The sequence below is a fragment of the Mycobacterium colombiense genome (assembly GCF_001672755.1).
Lineage (GTDB): Bacteria > Actinomycetota > Actinomycetes > Mycobacteriales > Mycobacteriaceae > Mycobacterium > Mycobacterium colombiense_C.
The window spans coordinates 121798-134830 of record NZ_LZKI01000073.1; the positions used below are offsets into that span (position 1 = coordinate 121798).

General features: G+C 66.1%; 12 protein-coding genes. 3 read left to right on the plus strand and 9 right to left on the minus strand.

Features of this window, described 5'->3' with window-relative positions; genetic code table 11:
* Nucleotides 1-9: 9 nt before the first annotated feature.
* From A5708_RS10325 to A5708_RS10365, 9 genes are all read right to left on the minus strand, one after another.
* Entirely contained in the window at nt 10-1164 is a 1155-nt protein-coding gene (locus A5708_RS10325; protein WP_065028518.1) for an MCE family protein, read from the minus strand.
* Nucleotides 1161-2603 (minus strand): virulence factor Mce family protein, encoded by a 1443-nt coding sequence (locus tag A5708_RS10330; protein ID WP_065028519.1) that lies wholly within the window; start codon nt 2601-2603, stop codon nt 1161-1163. The genes A5708_RS10325 and A5708_RS10330 overlap by 4 nt, the downstream gene beginning before the upstream one ends.
* Nucleotides 2600-3664, minus strand: coding sequence for a virulence factor Mce family protein (locus tag A5708_RS10335; RefSeq protein WP_065028520.1), 1065 nt, complete (start codon nt 3662-3664; stop codon nt 2600-2602). Before A5708_RS10335 ends, A5708_RS10330 begins: the two co-directional genes overlap by 4 nt.
* Nucleotides 3654-4709, minus strand: coding sequence for a virulence factor Mce family protein (locus tag A5708_RS10340; protein ID WP_065028521.1), 1056 nt, complete (start codon nt 4707-4709; stop codon nt 3654-3656). The genes A5708_RS10335 and A5708_RS10340 overlap by 11 nt, the downstream gene beginning before the upstream one ends.
* Entirely contained in the window at nt 4709-5911 is a 1203-nt protein-coding gene (locus A5708_RS10345) for an MCE family protein (RefSeq protein WP_065028522.1), read from the minus strand. Before A5708_RS10345 ends, A5708_RS10340 begins: the two co-directional genes overlap by 1 nt.
* Before the next feature lie 20 nt (nt 5912-5931).
* Nucleotides 5932-6774: an MlaE family ABC transporter permease gene (locus A5708_RS10350; protein WP_007772500.1), complete on the minus strand. Its 843-nt coding sequence runs from the start codon at nt 6772-6774 to the stop codon at nt 5932-5934.
* A 19-nt stretch (nt 6775-6793) separates the two neighbouring features.
* A complete protein-coding gene (locus A5708_RS10355) occupies nt 6794-7558 on the minus strand; it encodes an MlaE family ABC transporter permease (protein ID WP_007772499.1) in 765 nt (254 codons plus the stop codon).
* 236 nt (nt 7559-7794) lie between these two features.
* On the minus strand, nt 7795-8709 hold the full coding sequence (locus A5708_RS10360; RefSeq protein ID WP_065028523.1) for a 3-oxoacyl-ACP reductase: 915 nt from the start codon (nt 8707-8709) through the stop codon (nt 7795-7797).
* Nucleotides 8710-8753: 44 nt separating this feature from the next.
* Entirely contained in the window at nt 8754-8945 is a 192-nt protein-coding gene (locus A5708_RS10365) for a ferredoxin (protein WP_065028618.1), read from the minus strand.
* Nucleotides 8946-9157: 212 nt separating this feature from the next.
* On the opposite strand from A5708_RS10365, the gene A5708_RS10370 reads away from it, so the two are divergent.
* From A5708_RS10370 to fadD17, 3 genes are read left to right on the plus strand one after another with little or no spacing between them, the layout of a single operon-like run.
* Nucleotides 9158-10339 (plus strand): acyl-CoA dehydrogenase, encoded by a 1182-nt coding sequence (locus A5708_RS10370; protein ID WP_065028524.1) that lies wholly within the window; start codon nt 9158-9160, stop codon nt 10337-10339.
* Between the two features lie 29 nt (nt 10340-10368).
* Nucleotides 10369-11466: an acyl-CoA dehydrogenase family protein gene (locus tag A5708_RS10375; RefSeq protein WP_065028525.1), complete on the plus strand. Its 1098-nt coding sequence runs from the start codon at nt 10369-10371 to the stop codon at nt 11464-11466.
* 5 nt (nt 11467-11471) lie between these two features.
* Nucleotides 11472-12983: a long-chain-fatty-acid--CoA ligase FadD17 gene (fadD17, locus tag A5708_RS10380; RefSeq protein ID WP_065028526.1), complete on the plus strand. Its 1512-nt coding sequence runs from the start codon at nt 11472-11474 to the stop codon at nt 12981-12983.
* Nucleotides 12984-13033: the final 50 nt, after the last annotated feature.

Sequence of the window (13033 nt, forward strand, 5' to 3'; positions counted from 1 at the left end):
CCCGCCCCCTTACTGTCCTGAAGCCGTGCCGGGCGGGATCTTGAACGGGTCGGCCGCCTGTCCGGACAGGTTGGCCATCTCGCCGGTCAAGAAGTCGGGCGGGTTGAGGATCTCGTTCATGTGGGCCATGTTCGGGTCGAAATACGCTGTGGTGAAGAACGTTTCACCAAGGCGGCGCAGGGTGAGGTCGAAGGTGGTGAACACGTTGAGGTAGTCGCCACGCACGGCCTGCTTGATGCCGAAGTTGGGGAATGGGAATGTCAACAAAATCTGCAGAGAGGTGACGAAGTTCTTGCGGTTGTCGTTCAGAGCCTTAACAGCCGAGTAAAGATCTTTCACGTCGGCGGCGAAGTCCACCTTGGTCTTTGCCAGGATGTTCGAGGTGACGTTCGCCAGTTTGTGCAGCGCGGCGAAGGCCTCGACGATGTGGCCGCGGCTCTTGTTGAGCACGCGAATCGCCTCGGGCAGCGTGTCCAGCGCCCGGCCCAGATTGTCCTTGTCGTGCGCCAGGGTCGCCGAGAATCGGTTCAGTCCGTCGACGGCGTCGATGATGTCATTGACCTGACGGTTCAGTCCGGAGGTCAGCTCCGCGAGCCTGGGGATCAGGTCGACGAACTGGTCCTGGCGGCCGGCGACCGCCTTGTAGGTCTCGTCGGTGATCTCTTCCAGGGCACCGACATTGCCCTTGTTCACCACCACGCCGAGCGCCGAAAGCACCTCTTCGGTGGTGGGATAGCGGCCGGTGTTGGCCTCCGCGATCTTCGACCCGTCCTTCAGCTTGCCGACGGCCGGCTTGTCCTTCGGCCGGGCCAGGTCGATGTGCATCGAACCGAGCAGCGAGGTCTGGGCGACCGTCGCGGTCGAGTTGGCGGGCAGCACCACGTTCTTGTCGAGCGCCAATTTCACTGCGGCATAGAACGATCCGTCGGCCCGCTGTTCGGCCGAGATGCCGGCGACGCTGCCGACGGTGACGTCGTCGACCATGACCGGAGAGTTCTGCGGCAGCGTCGCCACGTCGGGCAGCTCGACCGTGATCGAGTAGGCGCCGCTGCCGTGCCCCGCGGTGCCGGGCATCGCCAGCGAGTTCAGCCCGCTGAACTGGCAGCCGGCCAGCAGCATGCTGCCGGTCGCCAATCCGCTGGCGCGCAACCACATTCGGTTCATCCGCCACCGCCCAGGCCGGCCGCAGGCCCACCGGGGGCCTGGCCCGGAGCCGGACCCGGCAACGGACCGAACGCGCTTCCGGGAGCGGGGCCGGGCGCGGGAGCGGCGCCCGCCGGCGCCGGTTGGCCCGGCCCGGGAGCGGCCTGCGGGGCCGTCGGGACCAGCAGGGCCTGCAGGTCAGCCGGGTTCTGGGCGGCGGGCGGCGTCTGCGCGCCCTTGGCCGGGATCCAGGTCAGCTGTGGTACCGGGGTCGCCGACTTGGCCTGCGTCTCCGGGGTGTCGTAGATGATCTGGCCCTTGTACGCCGTGATCGTGTTGAGCGGGTGGAACATCAGCGGCGGGTAGTTCACGGTGAGCCGGCGTAGCACCGGTCCCAGTCGCTCCCGGCAGAGCTCGGCCCGCTTGAAGTAGTCGGGCGCCCTTGGGCCCCCGGCGGTTTCGAAGGATCCACCGCAGATGAACTGCACGGGGTTGGCGAATTCCGGTATCGACAACAGACCGTTGAGCGTGCCCTGCGCGGGGTCGTAGATGTTGTAGAAATTGGCGATACCCGGGCCCGCGACGTGCAGCACCTGCTCGATGTTGTCGCTCTGGTCGCTGAGCGTCTTCGCGAAATCGTTGAGGTTGTTGACCGTATCGACGATCGTCGAGTTGTTCTCGTGCAGGAAACCCCGGATGTCCGACAACGCCTTGTTGAGGGTGCCCAGCGTGGTGTCGAGGTGGCGCGAACTGTCGGCGAGCACCTGCGACACCGAGGCGACGTTGCCGGCGAACTGGACAATCTGCTCGTTGCTGGACGAGAGCGCGTTTACCAGTACCTGCAGGTTTTTCACCGTGCCGAAGATGTCGCCGCGCGAATCCCCAAGCCGCCCAGCGGCTTGCGAGAGCTCACGCAACGCGTTGTGGAAGGACTGGCCCTTGCCGTCGAAAGTGTCGGCGGCCTGGTTGATCGCGGCACCCAGGGGGCCCTGCATCGATCCGGCCGTGGGTCCGAGTTGCACGGCCAGCTGGGTCAGCGACTCCTTGACTTCGTCCCATTCCACCGGGACCGCGGTGCGGCCCAGGCCGATGCTGGCGCCGTCGGACATCTCCGGACCGCTGGTGTACGCCGGTGTCAGCTGAATGAACCGGGCCGCCACCAGGTTTGGCGACATGATGATCGCCTTGGCATCCTTCGGTATCTTCACGTCCTTGCTCACCGACATGGTGATCTTGACGTCGGAAGGCCGCGGGTCGATCGTGTCGATGGTGCCGACCGGCACACCCAGGACGCGCACCTGGTCACCGGGGTACAGGCCGACCGCGGAGGCGAAGTAGCCGACGATCTTGCGGTTGTTCGCTTGCGACGAAAGCACGTACACGCCACCCACCAGCACCGCGACGAGCGCGATGATGGTGGCGTAGCGCAGCCCCCTGCTGCCGAGGATCCGCTGCGTCATGGCGACTTCGGCCTGATCACCCAGCGTTCCTGAATCAGACCACGCAGGTAGTCGGCGAGGCTGGCAGGCATCTTGCCGGGCTGATAGAAGAAGTCGAACATGGTCGCAATCAGCGGCGCCGGGATCACGCCGTAGACGTTGACGTTGAATCCGGGACCCGAACCGACGACCTCACCCAGCTCGGTGGCGTAGGTGGGCAGCCGCTTGAGAGCCTCGGTGATGTAGTCGCGACGCTCGTTGAGGTTGGACAGCACGTCGTTGAGCTTGTTCAGCGCAGGACCGAATTCCTTGCGGTTATCGGCGACAAAGCCGGAGATCTGCGTGGAAAGGTCCTGGATCCCCGAGATCAACTGACTCAGGGCGCTGCGCCGTTCGTCGAGGGCGGCGAACAACTCGTTACCGTCATCGACCAGTTTGTTGACCTGGTCGGCGCGCTGCGACAACACGCCGGTAACCGACTTCGCATGTGCCAGCAGGCTTTGCAGCGCCTCGTCGCGGCGGTCCAGCGTGCGCGACAGCGACGTCACGCCGTCCAGCGCGCCGCGCAACTGCGGGTTGGCGTCGTGCAACGTGTCGGTCAGGACGTTCAGCGCCTTCTCGAACTGCGGCTTGTCCAGGTTGTTGGCGTTCTGACCCAGATCCTCGAGCGCGCCGGCGAGCGTGTACGGCGTCGTCGTGCGGCTGAGCGGGATGGTGGTCGCCTTGCCACCGCCGGCCGGGGTCACCGAGATGGAGCGCTCACCGAGGATGGTGTCGGTGCGGATCGCGGCCAGCGACTGGTCGCCGACCCCGACGTGGCGATCGACGCTGAAGCTGATCTTGGCGCTGTCGCCGGCCAGACCCACCGAGGTCACCTTGCCGACCTTGAAGCCCGAAACATAAACGGCGTTGCCGGGATTGATGCCGCCGGCGTCGGTGAAATAGGCGTCGTAGATCTTGCCCTGGGGCCAGAACGGTAACCCGGAGTAGCCGAACGCAATGAGCACGACACACACCACCAGCACCACGCCGAAGATGCCGGTGCGCAGTGGATCGCGCTCACGCCCTGCGTTACTTGACAAAAGCGCACCTGCCCTTGCTGGGATCCACCTGGCCCCCGAGCGGCAGCAGGATGTCGCTGCCGGCCGGGCCGTTGATCTTGATCGTCACGGAGCAGAAGTAGATGTTGAAGAACGAACCGTAGGCGCCGAGGGCGGACAGCCGCAGATAGTCCTCGCCCAGCTGCTCGACGTCGTTGTTCACCTCGGCCTTGCGGTTGTCCAGTTCGGTCGCCAGCGGGCGGGTGTTCTCCAGGATGCCCTGCAGCGGACGCCGCGAATTCTTCAGCAGCTCAGTCAGATCCGTCGTCGTCGAAGCCAGTGGTGGAATGGCACCGGCGATATCGTCCTTGTGCTGGGCCAGCCCGGTGATCAGTTGTTGCAGCTGATCGACGCTGGTCGAGAATTGTGCGCTGCGTTGGTCCACGGTCGTCAGCACCGTGTTGAGGTTGTTGATCACGTCGCCGATGAGCTGGTCGCGCTGGCCCAGGGCCGAGGAGAACGCGCTGGTGTCGGCCAGCACATTGGACAACGCGCCACCCTGGCCCTGCAGCAACTGGATGACCGCGCTGCTGATGGTGTTGACCTTGTCGGCGTCAAGGCCTTTGAGCACCGGTCGCAGCCCGCCCAGCAGTGCGTCGAGATCCAGTGCGGGCTGGGTGTGTTGGCTGTTGATCGTCGCGCCGGCCGGCAGCTTCCGCAGCTCCCCGGGGCCCGACGTGATTTCCAAAAACCGGTCGCCGACCAGGTTTTCGTAGCGGATCACCGCGCGCGTGGACGAATAGAGCGTGTAGCGCTTGTCGACCCCGAACTTCACGTCGATGGTGTTGTCGGGGTTGAGCTTGATGCCCGACACCGCGCCGACCGGCACCCCGGCGATGCGCACCTTCTGACCGGACTTCAGCCGTGACACGTCGGTAAACGTTGCGTGGTAGGTGCTTTCGGGGCCGAAGCGGAAGTCGCCGAAGACCACCACCAGTCCCGCGGACACCAGCAGCATCGCCACCGCGAAGATGCTGACCTTGGTGATCATCTCGCGGTGCGACGGCATTCCTGAGGAGCCGGCCATCAGAAGTCGTCCCGTTCCGCGAAGGCGCCGTGGAACAAGAACTGCAGCGTGGAGGGCGCGTCGAACTGCAGCTCGGTGAACGGCTCGTACGGGATGTTCGCGTTGTCGGTCACCAGGAACGGGGAACGGAAGAACGATCCGCCGGTCTGCTTGGTCGGAATGTCAGGCAGCCCACGGCAATTCGGGCCGCCGGAGGCGTTCACGATCGGCAGCGATTCGGGGTAGGTGTAGGCAGGGGCACCCAGCACGAAGCTCGACGACGTGAACAGGCCCGCCTTGCGGACACCGAGCAGCGGGGCGAATTCCTTGATACCGCGCTCGACGCCGGCGAACAGGCAGCCGAGTTCCGGCGAGTAGTCGGCGGCCACCTTGAGCGGGGCGCGCAGCCGGTTGATGGCGGCGATGAAATCCTCTTCGGCCGGCGCCAACGTTTCGTACGCGTTGTTCGACAGGCCGATGGTGGCCAACAGCGTGCTGTCCAGGTTCTTCTGCTGGTCCACGACCGTCTTGTTGATCGTCGGCAGGTTGTCGATCACGGTGGTCAGGTCCGGCGCGGCGTCGGCGTAGACATTGGCCACCACCGCGGCCTTGCGGAAGTCCTCCTGCAGCGCGGGCAGCTTCGGGTTCGCCTGGCGCGTCAGCGTATTCAGGCCGGTCAGGATGCCGCCCAGGTCGTCGCCGTGGCCGCGCAGGCCTTCCGCGAACGCGCTCAGCGTGCCGTTGAGTTCGACGGGGTCGATCTTGTGCAGCAGGTCCATCAACGACTGGAACAAGGTGTTGACTTCCAGCTGCACCGAAGAGGCGGCCACGTGCGCGTCCGGACGCAGCGAAGTCGGCGAAGGAGCCTGCGGCGGAATGAATTCCACCGCCTTGGCGCCGAAAATGGTGTTACCGGCGATGTGCACCGTCGCGTTGGACGGAATGAAATGCATGTCGTCGCTGGTGATCCCCAGCGTCAGCCGCGCCTGGTCACCGGAATAGTCGATGGCTTCGACCTTGCCGATCTGGATACCCCGGTATTTGACCTTGGCGCCCTTCTCCATCACCAGCCCGGCCCGGGGTGCCGACACCGTGACGGTGTCGATCGACGCGAAGGCCGCCGTGTAGGAAAGGTAAGTCAGCACAGCGAAAGCCACTATCAGGCTGGCCAGCACTGCTGCTGCCAGCCGGACGGTTGTGCGGCGCGCGTCTGTTTCTGCCATGTCCCTTTTAAGCGGTCCTCTTATCCGGAGAGGTTGAAGTTACCGGACGCCCCATACACAGCGAGCGAGATGAACAATGTAATGACGACCACGACGATCAGCGAGGTCCGCACGGCCTGGCCGACCGCGATCCCGACTCCGACCGGACCGCCGTGGGCGTTATAGCCGTAATAGGTATGTACGAGCATCACCGCGATCGACATCACGATCGCCTGCAGGAACGACCACAGCAGGTCCGACGGAATAAGGAAGGTATTGAAGTAGTGGTCGTAGAGGCCCTTTGACTGCCCGTTGATGTACACAGTGGTGAAGCGGGCGGCGAAGAACGCGGCCAGCACCGACAGCGAATACAGCGGGATGATCGCGATGAGGCCGGCGATCAGGCGGGTCGATACCAGGTAGGACACCGAGTGCACCGCCATGCATTCGACGGCGTCGATCTCCTCGGACACCCGCATGGCGCCCAACTGTGCGGTGGCGCCGGCGCCGATGGTGGCGGCCAGCGCGATACCGGCGATCACCGGCGCGACGACCCGGACGTTCAGGAATGCCGACAGGAATCCCGTCAGCGCCTCGATGCCGATGTTGCCCAGCGACGAATACCCCTGCACGGCAATGACACCGCCGGAGGCCAGGGTCAGGAAGGCGGCCACACCGACCGTGCCACCGATCATGACGAGCGCTCCCGCGCCCATCGTCATCTCGGCGATCAGCCGGACGGTCTCCTTGCGGTAGCGGGTGAGCGCATTGGGGACATACCGCATGGTCTGCCCGTAGAACAACGCCTGCTCGCCGAAGTCGTCGACCGGCTCTTGCAGCCGGGTGAAGATGCGGCGGAACCGCAGTGTTGCGTCGTAACTCATGGCGTGCGCACCCGTCCCATCACTTCGCCGAGATCCGCACGCCGATGGCGGTCATCACCACGTTGATCACGAACAGACAGATGAAGGCGTAGACCACGGTTTCGTTGACCGCGTTGCCGACGCCCTTGGGCCCACCCTTGACGGTGAGGCCGCGGTAGCAGCCCACCATGCCGGCCATCACGCCGAACAGCAGCGCCTTGACTTCGGCCAGCACCAGCTCGCGCAGGCCGGTCAGCACTGTCAGGCCGTTGATGAACGCGCCGGGGTTGACGCCCTGCAGGAAGACGGAGAACACGTAGCCGCCGGAGAGACCGATGGCGCACACCAAGCCGTTGAGCAGCAGGGCCACCACCGTGGAGGCCAGCACGCGGGGCACGACCAGCCGCTGAATCGGGTCGATGCCGAGCACCCGCATCGCGTCGATCTCTTCGCGGATGGTGCGAGCGCCGAGGTCGGCGCAGATCGCGGTAGCACCGGCGCCGGCCACGACGAGCACGGTCACCACCGGCCCCAGCTGGGTGATGGTGCCGAATGCCGTCCCGGCGCCGGACAGGTCGGCGGCGCCGATCTCGCGCAGCAGGATGTTGAGGGTGAAGGCCACCAGGACCGTGAACGGGATGGACACCAGCAGCGTGGGGACCAGCGACACGCGCGCGATCATCCACGTCTGGTCGAGGAACTCACCGAATTGAAACGGCCGGCGAAAAGCTGCCCGGCCGGTATCCAGCATCATTTCGAAAAATCCGCCGACGGCGCGGGCGGGAACCGCAAGTTGTTCCCTCAACGCGGTTCCCCCCTCGGTTTGGTCTCGGCGAAGTCTATGTGTGGCCTTTGCGTCGTCTACGGTCGCACGTGGCTCGGTGTGAGCCGGATCATATTAACTCAGAACAACTTCACCATGTCAATGAACAGCGCTTCCTTATCCAAACCGTTAATTTGCCAGGTCAGACGCACTTATCACGTGTCAAACTGACACACGTTCTACCTGGCGATTCCCCCCGGTCAACCAGCCATTTACGGCTATTGCTCCATCAGCGCGCCAGCCGAGAAATTGTGCTCAGGATCACGGCCAGCAAAGTAATCCTGCAGCGTCGAACTCAGCTGTGCGGGGTTCCAAGCGACGCCGTCGGCGCTGAATTTCCGCTCCACGGTCGGCGCGGCGACCAATGTCACCTGTGGACCGTAGACGATGAACACCTGACCGTTCACCTCGGCAGCCGCCGGGGACGACAGAAACTTCACCAGACTGACCACATGCTCGGGCGACAACGGGTCGACACCGCCCGCTTCCACGTCGGGTGCGTCGCCGAACACGTCGGCGGTCATCGCGGTGCGCGCGCGGGGGCAGATGGCGTTGGCGCACACCCCGTAGCGGCCCAGCGCCCGTGCGGCCGTGAGGGTGAGCGAGATGATGCCCGCCTTGGCGGCGCCGTAGTTCGCCTGCCCGACCGGACCGACCAGCCCGGCCTCCGAGGCGGTGTTGACGATGCGCCCGAACGTCTGGCCGCCGGCGTCCTTGGCCTTGGAGCGCCAATAGGTCGCCGCGTTGCGGGTCAGCAGGAAGTGCCCACGCAGATGCACGGCGATGACAAGGTCCCACTCCTCGTCGGACATGTTGAACAGCATCCGATCGCGAGTGATCCCGGCGTTGTTGACCACGATGTCGAGGCCACCCAGCGAATCGGCCTGGGCAACCAGTTCGTCGGCGGTGGAGCGTTCGCTGATGTCGCCGGCCACCGCGACGGCCTTCGAACCGGCGGAATTGATTTCGTCGATGACATCGGAGGCGTCCAACGCCGCGGCGATGTCGTTGACGACGACGGTCGCGCCCTGGCGCGCCAAGCCGAGCGCCTCGGCGCGTCCCAGGCCCGCGGCCGCACCGGTCACCACCGCGACCTTTCCGGAGAGATCGGTCGCGTTCGTGCTGCTAGTCAATTTATGAATACCTCTAGTTTCGGGTTACGCGCTCTGGGCTCGGATTAATCGCCGCGCAGAAGTGCCGCGCGCGGGCATTCGGCGATCGCCTGCTCGGCCAGTTGCTCCTGATCCGCGGGAACCGGGTCGAGCTTCACCACGGCGTAGTCCTCGTCGTCCAGGTCGAAGATATCTGGCGCAATTCCCAAGCACACCGCGTTACCTTCGCACCGGTCACGGTCCACAATCACCCGCACAACACCCTCCTTGAACCTGGCCTCCACCGCAGGACTCGCCTCGTCAGTCCGTAGGTCCACCATAGGGCCCCGACACCTCTGGCGAAACGGTCGCTGGATTCCCAGACTAGAACGTGTTACAACCGGGGAGGCGAACGGGTAGCCGTTGGTCGAGCTGCAGCCTGTGACGAGGCTTGTTACTCCGAACGTCGTTAACCTCAAGGACGGCCGAAATGCGTATCAGTTACACCCCGGAACAAGAGGAGCTGCGTCGCGAGCTGCGGTCGTACTTCACCGAGCTGATGACCCCCGAGCGGCGGGAGGCGCTGACCTCGTCAGGGGGTGGCGAGGTCGGCACCGGCACCGCCTACCGCGACACCGTCGCGCAGATGGGCAAGGACGGGTGGCTCACCCTGAACTGGCCCAAGGAGTACGGCGGCCAGGACCGCTCCCCGATGGACTCGCTGATCTTCACCGACGAGGCCGCCATAGCCGGCGTGCCGGTGCCGTTCCTGACCATCAACAGCGTGGCGCCGACCATCATGGCTTTCGGCACCGAGGAACAGAAGAAGTTCTTCCTGCCCAAGATCGCGGCCGGCGAACTGCACTTCTCCATCGGCTACTCCGAGCCCGGCGCCGGCACCGACCTGGCCAACCTGCGCACCACGGCGGTGCGCGACGGTGACGACTACGTCATCAACGGTCAGAAGATGTGGACCAGCCTGATCGCCTATGCGGACTGGGTGTGGCTGGCGGTGCGCACCAACCCCGAGGCCAAGAAGCACCGCGGCATTTCCATGCTGACCGTGCCGACGACCGCCGAGGGTTTCTCCTGGACGCCGGTGCACACCATGGCCGGCGTGGACACCAGCGCCACCTACTACTCCGATGTGCGCGTCCCGGTGACCAACCTGGTCGGCGAGGAGAACGGCGGCTGGAAACTGGTGACCAACCAGCTCAACCACGAGCGGGTCGCGCTGGTCTCGCCGCAACCGATCTTCCTGGCCCTGCGCGAGGTTCGCGAATGGGCGCAGAACACCAAGGACGCCGGCGGCGCCCGGCTGATCGACTCGGAATGGGTGCAGATCAACCTGGCCCGCGTGCACGCCAAGGCCGAAGTGCTCAAGCTGATCAACTGGGAACTTGCCTCGGCGGCAGACGAAGCGCTGTCACCCGCCGACGCGTCGGCGGCCAAGGTGTACGGCACCGAGCTGGCCACCGAGGCCTACCGGCTGCTGATGGAGGTGCTGGGTACCGCCGCGACGGTGCGCCAGAATTCGCCGGGCTCGTTGCTGCGCGGCCGGGTCGAACGGATGCACCGGGCCTGCCTGATCCTGACGTTCGGCGGCGGCACCAACGAAGTGCAGCGCGACATCATTGGCATGGTCGCCCTCGGCCTGCCCCGGAACCGCTGAGCCGCTACGGAATAGAAGGACGGACGTTCATGGATTTCACCACCACCGAAGCGGCCAACGACCTCGGAAACCTGGTCGACACCATCGTGGATTCGGTATGCACCCCCGAGCACCAGCGTGAGCTCGACGGGCTCGACCAGCGGTTCGACCGCGACCTGTGGCGCAAGCTGATCGACGCCGGCATCCTGTCCAGCGCCTCGGCTTCATCGCTGGGCGGCGACGGTTTCGGCGCGCTCGAGCAGATCGCGATCCTGGTCGCGCTGGGACACCAGCTGGCTGCGGTGCCCTACCTGGAGTCGGTGGTGTTGGGCGCCGGAGCGCTGGCCCGGTTCGGCTCCGATGAGCTGCGACAGAGTTGGGGCGTGCCCGCGGTCAATGGTGAGAAGACGCTGGCCGTCGCCCTCGACGGCGAGATGGGCGACGGCCCCGTGCAGGCGGTCGGCGCCGGCGGCGGGTACCGGCTGACCGGAACCCGCACCCAGGTCGGCTTCGGCCCGGTGGCCGACGGGTTCCTGGTGCCCGCCGAAACGGACTCCGGCACGGCGGTTTTCCTGGTCGCCGCCGACGACCCCGGTGTCACGGTGACCGCACTGGAAACCACCGGCCTGGGCAGCGTCGGGCACCTGGCCCTGGATGGGACCGAGGTGGACGAGGGCCGCAAGGTCGGCGGCGCCGAGGTGGTGACGTGGCTCGGAACGCTGGGCAGCTTGGGCCGCAGCGCTTTCCAGCTCGGCGTGCTCGAGCGGGGCCTGCAGATGACAGCCGAATACGCGCGCGAGCGTGAGCAGTTCGACCGCCCGATCGGCAGCTTCCAGGCGGTGTCGCAGCGACTGGCCGACGGCTACATCGACGTCAAGGGGCTACGACTCACGCTCACCCAGGCTGCATGGCGCGTCTCGGAGGACATTCCGGCCGAAATCGATGTCGCCAGCGCCGCGTTCTGGGCGGCGGATGCCGGTCATCGGGTGGCGCACACCATCGTGCACGTGCACGGCGGCGTCGGCGTCGACACCGATCACCCCGCGCACCGCTACTTCCTGGCCGCCAAGGAGACCGAGTTCGCCCTGGGCGGTGCCACCGGGCAGCTGCGCCGGATCGGCCGGGAGCTGGCCGAGACACCCGCTTAGGCGCAATGGATCTCACCGATGACCTGACGGTCACCAAGCTGCTGGCGCCGCTGACCGAGATCGACGACCGGGGTATCTACTTCGAGGACTCGTTCACCAGCTGGCGCGATCACCTGCAGCACGGTGCCGCCATCGCCGCGACGTTGCGGGCGCGGCTCGACCCCGGCCGACCGCCTCATGTCGGCGTGCTGCTGGAGAACACCCCGTTCTTCTCGGCGATGCTGGCGGCGGCGGGAATGTCGGGGATCGTGCCGGTGGGGCTCAACCCGGTGCGCCGCGGCGAGGCGCTGCAGCGCGACATCGCAAGGGCCGACTGCCAACTGGTGCTGGCCGACTCGACGTCGGCTGAGACGCTGGGCGACATCGAGCATCTGAACGCCGACTCGCCCGAGTGGGCCGACGAGATCGCCGCGCACCGCGGCGCGGCGATCTCTTTTCAGAACGCCTCGCCGGCCGATCTTTTCATGCTGATCTTCACGTCGGGCACCAGCGGCGAGCCCAAGGCGGTCAAGTGCAGCCACGGCAAGGTCGCGATCGCGGGCGTGACGATGTCGCAGCGCTTTGCCCTCGGCCGCGACGACGTCTGCTATGTGTCGATGCCGCTGTTTCATTCCAACGCGGTGCTCGTCGGCTGGGCGGTGGCGGCGGCCTGCGCGGGCTCGATGGCATTGCGGCGCAAGTTCTCCGCCTCGAACTTCATCGTCGATGTGCGTCGCTACGGCGCCACCTACGCCAATTACGTCGGCAAGCCGCTGTCGTATGTGCTCGCCACGCCCGAGCGCCCCGACGACGCCGATAACCCGCTGCGCGCCGTCTACGGCAACGAGGGCGTGCCCGATGACATCGAGCGCTTCGGGCGCAGGTTCGGGTGCGTCGTGCAGGACGGATTCGGTTCCACCGAAGGCGGCGTTGCGATCGCGCGCACGCCGGACACGCCGGCGGGTTCACTGGGCCCGCTTCCCGACGGCATCGACATCATCGACCCCGACACCGGCACGTCATGCCCGCCGGGCGTGGTCGGCGAGCTGGTCAACAGCGCGGGGCCGGGCCGTTTCGAGGGTTACTACAACGACGAGGCCGCCGAGGCCGAGCGGATGGCCGGCGGGGTGTACCACAGCGGTGACCTCGCCTACCGCGACGACGCCGGGTACGCGTACTTCGCTGGGCGGCTGGGCGATTGGATGCGGGTCGACGGCGAAAACCTCGGTGCGGCCCCGATCGAACGGGTGTTGCTGCGCCACCCCGACATCACCGAGGTCGCGGTGTACCCGGTGCCGGACGCGATAGTCGGCGACCAGGTGATGGCCGCCGTGGTGATGGCGCCGGGCACCGAGTTCGACGACGGGAAGTTCCGCGCCTTCCTGGCCGAGCAGCCGGACCTGGGACCCAAACAGTGGCCGTCGTACGTGCGAATCAGCGCCGAACTCCCGCGGACGGTGACGTTCAAGGTGCTGAAGCGACAGCTGGCCGCCCAGGGCGTCGACTGCGGCGATCCGGTGTGGAAGATCCCCCGTTAGCCGCCCGACGGCGGCCGTTGCCGCCTGATGCGTGGCCCTGGCAGTAAACT

What these genes read in the sequence shown, in the direction of transcription:
- A5708_RS10350 (WP_007772500.1), bottom strand. Translation starts at nt 6,774, where the DNA reads ATGAGTTACGACGCAACACTGCGGTTCCGCCGCATCTTCACCCGGCTG.
- A5708_RS10375 (WP_065028525.1), top strand. Translation starts at nt 10,369, where the DNA reads ATGGATTTCACCACCACCGAAGCGGCCAACGACCTCGGAAACCTGGTC.
- A5708_RS10370 (WP_065028524.1), top strand. Translation starts at nt 9,158, where the DNA reads ATGCGTATCAGTTACACCCCGGAACAAGAGGAGCTGCGTCGCGAGCTG.
- A5708_RS10330 (WP_065028519.1), bottom strand. Translation starts at nt 2,603, where the DNA reads ATGACGCAGCGGATCCTCGGCAGCAGGGGGCTGCGCTACGCCACCATC.
- A5708_RS10340 (WP_065028521.1), bottom strand. Translation starts at nt 4,709, where the DNA reads ATGGCCGGCTCCTCAGGAATGCCGTCGCACCGCGAGATGATCACCAAG.
- A5708_RS10345 (WP_065028522.1), bottom strand. Translation starts at nt 5,911, where the DNA reads ATGGCAGAAACAGACGCGCGCCGCACAACCGTCCGGCTGGCAGCAGCA.
- A5708_RS10325 (WP_065028518.1), bottom strand. Translation starts at nt 1,164, where the DNA reads ATGAACCGAATGTGGTTGCGCGCCAGCGGATTGGCGACCGGCAGCATG.
- fadD17 (WP_065028526.1), top strand. Translation starts at nt 11,472, where the DNA reads ATGGATCTCACCGATGACCTGACGGTCACCAAGCTGCTGGCGCCGCTG.